The following is a 6,986-nucleotide window of genomic DNA, read 5'->3' as shown; positions in this document are numbered from 1 at the left end:
CCCCCGTCAGCGCATCGCCGCCAAGTAGTCGGTGCTGTCCGCCCATTGGTCGACCGCGCCCGTCAGCGGCCGCTCGCGCAGGGCCGGGTCCGTGAGCGTACGCGCCAGCGCCCGCGCGAAGCGGTCGGCGTGCAGGACCTGGAACGGGCGGGAGTGGTACGGGCGTCGCGCCGGGTCGACGTACGCGGCGAGGCCGGTGTCGTTCTGCAGCGCGCCGACCCTCTCGTACGCGTCGCACAGATGGCGTTCCCGGTCCGGGTACGCCGTCGCCGCCAGGGCGCCGCGCAGCGACGGGGTGAGCCGGTCCGCGACCGGGAGCCGCGAGAAGGCCGTGCCCAGCCACTTGCCGTAGGGGACGTACGTGCGCGCGAGCAGCAGGCTCAGCCGCATGAGGTCCCGCACGATCCGGGCCGCCACGACCGCCGAGCCGAGGTCGTCGCCGACCTCCGCGCAGCGCCCGACGAACGCCTCCTCCTGCGAGATCCGCTGCCACTGACAGGCCAGCACGTAGCGCCAGACCTCGTCGGGGTACCGGGCGAGCCGGGCGCGCGCGGCGGTGAGCGCACCGGGCCCGTCGTGGAAGACGGCGCCCTCGGTGACCTCCAAGAGCCGCTGCTGCGGGACGGCGAGCCAGGCCGTCGACGTCAACTGACCCTGCGCGTCGCCCACTTGACGTGCCAGCCAGGTTCCGACGCGGTCCACGGAGACCCGGTGGTCGACCGGGCCCTCGGTCGGCGTCATGTGTCCGGACACCGGGTCGAGGGGGTTGCCGGGGTCGCGGCGGAAGTGGGTGGGCCAGCCGCGCACGTGCTTCGGGAGCCGGGCGGCGAGCAACTCGCGGATCTCGTCCGCGAGCCCGTCGTCGGACTCGTCCGTGAGGAAGAGGTTCAGCCGCGGCCCCCACTCGTGGTCCGCCGAGCGGGGCGTGTCGTGGCCGAGCACCTCCGAGCCGGAGCCGACGCGCGCCGCCGCGTACGCGAGGCCCGGCAGGGCGGCGTCGAGGACGGGCCGCACCCCCTCCTCGTACAGGATCCGGGAGAGTGCGAGTCCGGGCAGGAAGGCAGGGGGCCGCTCGCCGATCATGCCCACCACTGTGACGGCGGGGCGGCGGCGCGGGCCAGCGAATTGCGGCCTGCGACCCCGCACCCCTAAAGGCGACCAGTGGCTGCGTTAAGATGAGGGCATGGACGAGCGACAGCGATCCCGGCGGCCCGGCGGGCGCAGTGCCCGCGTCGGCACGGCAGTGCACCAGGCCGTCACCGACCTGGTGGCCGAGCGGGGATACGGCAGTCTCACCGTCGGCGAGGTCGCGGCCCGCGCGGGCGTGGCCGACACCACCGTCTACCGCCGGTGGGGAAGCCTGGAAGCGCTGCTCACCGACGTGACGCTGACCCGGCTCAACACGCGGTCGCCGATGCCCGACACCGGCAGCCTCTCCGGCGACCTGCACACCTACGCCGCCACGGTGGCCCGCGAGATCACCGGACCCGACGGACCGGCACTGCTCCGCCTGGCCGTCGCCCTGTCCGACACCGGCCCGCAGGGCACGCAGGCGCGCGACGGCCTCCTCGCCGAGCGCGGCCGGCAGTTCCGTTCCATGCTCGACCGCTCCCGCGACCGCGGCGAACGACCGCCCGACGCACAGGACTTCTTCGACCACGTCATGGCCCCGATGTACATCCGCGTCCTGTTCGGCGCGAGTCCGCTCACCGCGGAGTACGTCGAGGCACTGGTCGACAGGTTGCTGTGACCGCTCCGACCGCCGGGCCCCGCGCGCAGCCGTCCGGCGCGGTTGACATGATGGCCGGGTGAACTTCCGGTCGCTCTATGCCCAAGGATTCGCGCGGATCGCCGCCTGCACCGGCCACGCCGCCGTCGCGGACCCGCCCGCCAACGCCGAGGCGGTCCTGCGCCAGACCCGCCGCTGCGCCGAGGAGGGGGCCGCCGTCGCGCTCTTCCCCGAGCTCGGCCTGTGCGGCTACTCCCTGGAGGACCTGGTCCTCCAGGACGCGGTGCTCGACGAGGTCGAGCAGGCCCTCGCGACGGTGGTGGCCGGCACCGCCGACCTGCTGCCGATGCTCGTGGTCGGCGCCCCGCTGCGCCATCGCCACCGCGTCTACAACTGCGCGGTCGTGATCCACCGCGGCCGGATCCTGGGCGTCGTCCCCAAGTCGTACCTGCCGAACTACCGGGAGTTCTACGAGCCCCGGCAGCTCGCCGCGGGCGACGACGAGCGCGGCGGCACGATCCGGGTCGGCGGCGTGGACGTCGAGGTCCCCTTCGGCGTGGACCTGCTGTTCGCCGCCGAGGACGTGCCCGGTCTGGTGCTGCACACGGAGATCTGCGAGGACATGTGGGTGCCGGTCCCGCCGAGCGCCGAGGCCGCGCTCGCCGGCGCCACCGTCGTGCTGAACCTGTCGGGCAGCCCGATCACCGTCGGCCGCGCCGAGGACCGCAAGCTGCTGTGCCGCTCGGCGTCCGCCCGCTACCTGTCCGCGTACGTCTACGCGGCGGCCGGGCGCGGGGAGTCGACGACCGACCTGTCCTGGGACGGCCAGGCCATGATCTACGAGAACGGCGTGCTGCTCGCCGAGACCGAGCGCTTCCCGCTCGGCGACGAGCACGCGGTGGCCGACATCGACCTGGACCTGCTGCGCCAGGAGCGCCAGCGGATGGGCACCTTCGACCACAACCGCAGGACGCACGCCGCGCGCACCGGCGACTTCCGCACCGTCTCCTTCACGCTCGCCCCGCCGACCGGCACCGACCTGGGCCTGCGCCGCCGCATCGAGCGGTTCCCGTTCGTGCCCGCCGACCCCGAGCGGCTCGCCCTGGACTGCTACGAGGCGTACAACATCCAGGTCTCGGGGCTCGTCCAGCGCCTCGGCGCCATCGGCGGCCCGAAGATCGTCATCGGGGTGTCCGGCGGGCTCGACTCGACGCACGCCCTGATCGTCGCCGCGCGGGCCATGGACCGGGCGGGGCGGCCGCGCAGCGACATCCTCGCCTTCACCATGCCGGGCTTCGCGACCGGCGAGCACACGAAGTCCAACGCCCACGCGCTGATGAAGTCGCTCGGCGTCACCGCCGCCGAGCTGGACATCACCGACACCGCGCGGCTGATGCTGAAGGAGATGGGCCACCCGTTCGCGGACGGCGAGCCGGCGTACGACGTCACCTTCGAGAACGTGCAGGCCGGTCTGCGCACCGACTACCTGTTCCGGCTCGCCAACCAGCGCGGCGGCATCGTGCTCGGCACCGGTGACCTCTCCGAGCTGGCGCTCGGCTGGTGCACGTACGGCGTCGGCGACCAGATGAGCCACTACAACGTGAACTCGGGCGTGCCCAAGACGCTGATCCAGCACCTGATCCGGTGGGTCGTCAGCAGCGGGCAGTTCGGGGACGAGGCCGGGGCGGTCCTCACCGCGATCCTCGACACCGAGATCAGCCCGGAGCTGGTGCCGGGCGAGGAACTGCAGTCGACCGAGGACAAGATCGGGCCGTACGCGCTGCACGACTTCACGCTCTACTACGTCCTGCGGTACGGGCTGCGGCCCTCGAAGATCGCGTTCCTGGCGTGGCACGCCTGGCGTGACCAGGACGCGGGCGCCTGGCCGCCCGGCTTCCCGGAGGCCGACCGCAAGGCCTACGCACTGCCGGAGATCCGGCACTGGCTGGAGTACTTCTGCCGCCGCTTCTTCGCGTTCGCGCAGTTCAAGCGCTCGGCGATGCCGAACGGGCCGAAGGTCTCGGCCGGTGGTTCGCTCTCGCCGCGCGGCGACTGGCGCGCCCCGTCCGACGGCAGCGCGAAGGCGTGGCTGCGGGACCTGGAGCGCTGGGAGTGGCCGGACGACAGCGCCGGCGGCGCCTCCTGACGTCCCTCACGTCCCCGGCTCCCTGACGCGCGGGCCGCTCGGGGCCGTCCCGGCGGCCCGCCGCCCCATCGTCAACGGCCGGCCGGGACCTTGCCCTTGTCCTTGATCTGGAACGTGTGCCGGTACGCCTGCGGGGACACCCCGATCGCCGCGTGCAGGTGCTGGCGCAGCGAGGTGCCGGTGGCGAACCCGACGTCGGCGGCGATGCGGTCGACGGGCAGGTCGCTCGTCTCCAGGAGGTGGCGGGCCCGGTGCACCCGCTGCTGGATCAGCCAGCGGCCGGGGCTCGTTCCGGTCTCCTCCTGGAAGCGGCGGGCGAAGGTGCGCTGACTCATCCGGGCGTGCGCGGCCAGCTCCCTGAGCGCCAGCGGGCGGTCGAGGTGCTCTATGGCCCACGCGCGGGTGGCGGCGGTGCCGGTGGCGCCCTCGTCGGGGACGGGCTGCTCGATGTACTGGGCCTGGCCGCCCTCGCGCCACGGCGGGACGACGCAGTACCGGGCGACCCGGTTGGCGACGGCGCTGCCGTGGTCGGAGCGGACCACGTGCAGGCAGACGTCGACACCGGACGCGGCACCGGCGGACGTGAGGATCTCGCCGTCGTCGATGAACAACACGTCCGGGTCCAGGGCGATGTGGGGGAACATCCGGCGGAACATGCCCGCGAGCGCCCAGTGCGTGGTGGCCGGCCGCCCGTCGAGCAGTCCCGCCGCCGCGAGCGTGAACGCGCCCGTGCAGATGGACACGATCCGGGTGCCGGGCCTGATCCGGGCGAGCGCGGCCCGCACCGGCTCCGGCAGGTCGGCGGTGATGCGGTCCATGTCGTACGGCGGCACGACCACCGTGTCCGCCGTCTCCAGTGCCTCGGGACCGTGCCCGACGGTGATCGTGAAGTCCGCGTTGGTCCGCACGGTGCGGTCGTCGCTCACCGCGCAGGTCACCACCTCGTACTCCCCGCCGACACTGGCGAAGACCCGGTTCGGGATGCCCAGCTCGAAGGCGTAGACCCCGTCCAGGGCGAGGACGACGACACGGTGCGGGCGCTCGGCGCGGAAGGCGATCGATGACATGGCACGATTCTATCGCTTACTGGCCATCTTGCCATTGCCCAGCTCAGGAGCGCACCGCAAGCTGGATCCATGACCAACACCACGGACACCGCACCCACCATGAAGGCCGTCAGCCAGGAGACGCTGGGCGAGCCCGACGTCCTCACGGAGATCGTGACCGAGCGCCCGGAGCCCGGCATCGGCCAGATCCTCGTCGCCGTGCACGCGGCGGGCGTGAACCCGACCGACTGGAAGCACCGCCGCTTCGGCGCCTTCCTCGGCGAGCCGCCGTTCACCCTGGGCTGGGACGTGTCGGGCGTCGTCGAGGCGGTCGGGCTCGGGGTCGCGCTGTTCCAGCCGGGCGACGAGGTGTTCGGCATGCTGCCCTACCCGTACGGCGCCGGTTCGCACGCCGAGTACGTGACCGGGCCCGCCCGCGCCTTCGTGCCCAAGCCCGCCGCGCTGAGCCACGTCGAGGCGGGCGCGATCCCGCTGGTGGCCCTCACCGCCTGGCAGGCCCTGGTCGACATCGCCCAGGTGCGCCCCGGGCAGCGGGTGCTGGTGCCCGCGGCGGCCGGTGGCGTGGGGCACGTCGCCGTGCAGATCGCCAAGGCGCGCGGCGCGTACGTCATCGGGACGGCGTCCGCCGCCAAGCACGACTTCGTCCGCTCCCTCGGCGCCGACGAGGTCATCGACTACCGCACCCAGGACGTCGTGAAGGAGGCCCGCGACATCGACGTGGTGCTCGACCCGCTGGGCGGCGAGGACCGGCTGCGCGCACTGGAGGTCCTGAGGCCCGGCGGCATCCTCGTCTCGATCCTGCCGGGCGGCTTCGGCGACGTCACCGCGCGCGCCGCCGAGTTGGGCGTGCGGGCCCAGGACATGCTCGTCGAGCACGATCAGGCGGGCATGACCGCGATCGCCTCGCTCGTCGAGTCGGGGCAGCTGCGGGTGCACGTCTCCGGCACCCATCCGCTCGCGGACGCCGCGAAGGCGCACGCCGAGGGCGAGACGGGCCGGGTCACGGGCAAGCTGGTGCTGACCGTCCGCCCGTGACGCTCGTGCCACTCGTGACGCCTGACGCCTGACACCTGACGCCTTTGGCCATAACCCATGGTTATGGCCAAAGGTCTTGGACGGCGGCCCGGATGGTCGGCGAGGCTGTGCTCATCGCGGAGCCCGGAAGTGCCGGGTCCCGCAGAGGAGTTGAGGTTGACGATGAGCAAGGTCTGGCTGATCACGGGCGCCAACAGCGGCTTCGGTCGCGCCTTCACCACGGCCGCCGTCGCCGAGGGGGACCTCGTCGTGGCCACCGCCCGCAGGCCCGAGGCGCTGGCCGATCTGGTCGCGGCGCACCCGGGCCGGGTGGAGGCGCTGGCGCTGGACGTCACCGACGGCGCGGCCGTCAGGGCCACCGTCGCCGAGGTCGTCGCCCGGCACGGCCGCATCGACGTCCTGGTGAACAACGCGGGCCGCGGGCACGTCGGCGCCGCCGAGGAGACCACGGAGGACGAGCTGCGCTCGCTCTTCGAACTGCACTTCTTCGGCCCTGCCGCGCTGGTGCGGGCGGTCCTGCCGCACATGCGGGAGCGGCGGTCCGGGGCGATCGTGCAGATGAGCAGCATGGGCGGGCAGATGTCGTTCGCCGGGTTCTCGGCGTACAGCGGCACGAAGTTCGCCCTGGAGGGGTTCTCGGAGGCGCTGGCGGCGGAGGTCGCGCCGCTCGGGATCAAGGTCCTGGTCGTGGAGCCGGGCGCGTTCCGCACGAACCTGATGAACGGCACGACGGCGAGCACCGAGATCCCCGACTACGCGCCGACGGTCGGCGCGACCCGCACCATGATCGACGACGCGGCCCGCGCCGGGAACGAGCCCGGCGACCCGGCCAAGGCCGCCGCCGCGATCCTCGCCGCCCTGGCGGCAGAGGAGACCCCGCTGCACCTGCCGCTCGGCAACGACGGCGTGGACGCGGTCGTCGGCCACCTCGACACGGTGCGCGGCGAGATCGCGGCGTGGGAGAAGGTCGCGCGGGCGACGGCGTTCGACGCCTAGCCCCTGCCCCGCC

General features: G+C 73.4%; 6 protein-coding genes. 4 read left to right on the top strand and 2 right to left on the bottom strand.

All coding sequences use genetic code 11. The features are described from left to right. Positions 1 to 6: 6 nt before the first annotated feature. Positions 7 to 1,083, bottom strand: a complete 1,077-nt coding sequence (locus G3I40_RS01535; RefSeq protein ID WP_164300322.1) for a DUF4037 domain-containing protein — start codon at positions 1,081 to 1,083, stop codon at positions 7 to 9. Between the two features lie 100 nt (positions 1,084 to 1,183). On the opposite strand from G3I40_RS01535, the gene G3I40_RS01530 reads away from it, so the two are divergent. Then, positions 1,184 to 1,750, top strand: coding sequence for a TetR/AcrR family transcriptional regulator (locus tag G3I40_RS01530; protein WP_164300321.1), 567 nt, complete (start codon positions 1,184 to 1,186; stop codon positions 1,748 to 1,750). Positions 1,751 to 1,808: 58 nt separating this feature from the next. Beyond that, positions 1,809 to 3,875, top strand: a complete 2,067-nt coding sequence (locus tag G3I40_RS01525; RefSeq protein WP_164300320.1) for an NAD(+) synthase — start codon at positions 1,809 to 1,811, stop codon at positions 3,873 to 3,875. 71 nt (positions 3,876 to 3,946) lie between these two features. Here the strand turns inward: G3I40_RS01525 and G3I40_RS01520 are convergent, their stop codons facing one another. Then, positions 3,947 to 4,942 (bottom strand): helix-turn-helix domain-containing protein, encoded by a 996-nt coding sequence (locus tag G3I40_RS01520; RefSeq protein ID WP_164300319.1) that lies wholly within the window; start codon positions 4,940 to 4,942, stop codon positions 3,947 to 3,949. A gap of 69 nt (positions 4,943 to 5,011) precedes the next feature. On the opposite strand from G3I40_RS01520, the gene G3I40_RS01515 reads away from it, so the two are divergent. Together G3I40_RS01515 and G3I40_RS01510 are read left to right on the top strand one after the other, a co-directional pair. Then, positions 5,012 to 5,977 carry an NADP-dependent oxidoreductase gene (locus G3I40_RS01515; protein ID WP_164300318.1) on the top strand — a complete coding sequence of 322 codons (966 nt, stop codon included), beginning with the start codon at positions 5,012 to 5,014 and terminating at the stop codon, positions 5,975 to 5,977. 162 nt (positions 5,978 to 6,139) lie between these two features. Continuing rightward, positions 6,140 to 6,973, top strand: coding sequence for an oxidoreductase (locus G3I40_RS01510; protein WP_164300323.1), 834 nt, complete (start codon positions 6,140 to 6,142; stop codon positions 6,971 to 6,973). Positions 6,974 to 6,986 lie beyond the last annotated feature (13 nt).

The sequence above is a fragment of the Streptomyces sp. SID14478 genome (genome assembly GCF_010548525.1).
GTDB lineage: Bacteria > Actinomycetota > Actinomycetes > Streptomycetales > Streptomycetaceae > Streptomyces.
Note: the sequence above shows the minus strand (reverse complement) of the source record. Positions and strands in the feature narration are given on the sequence as shown.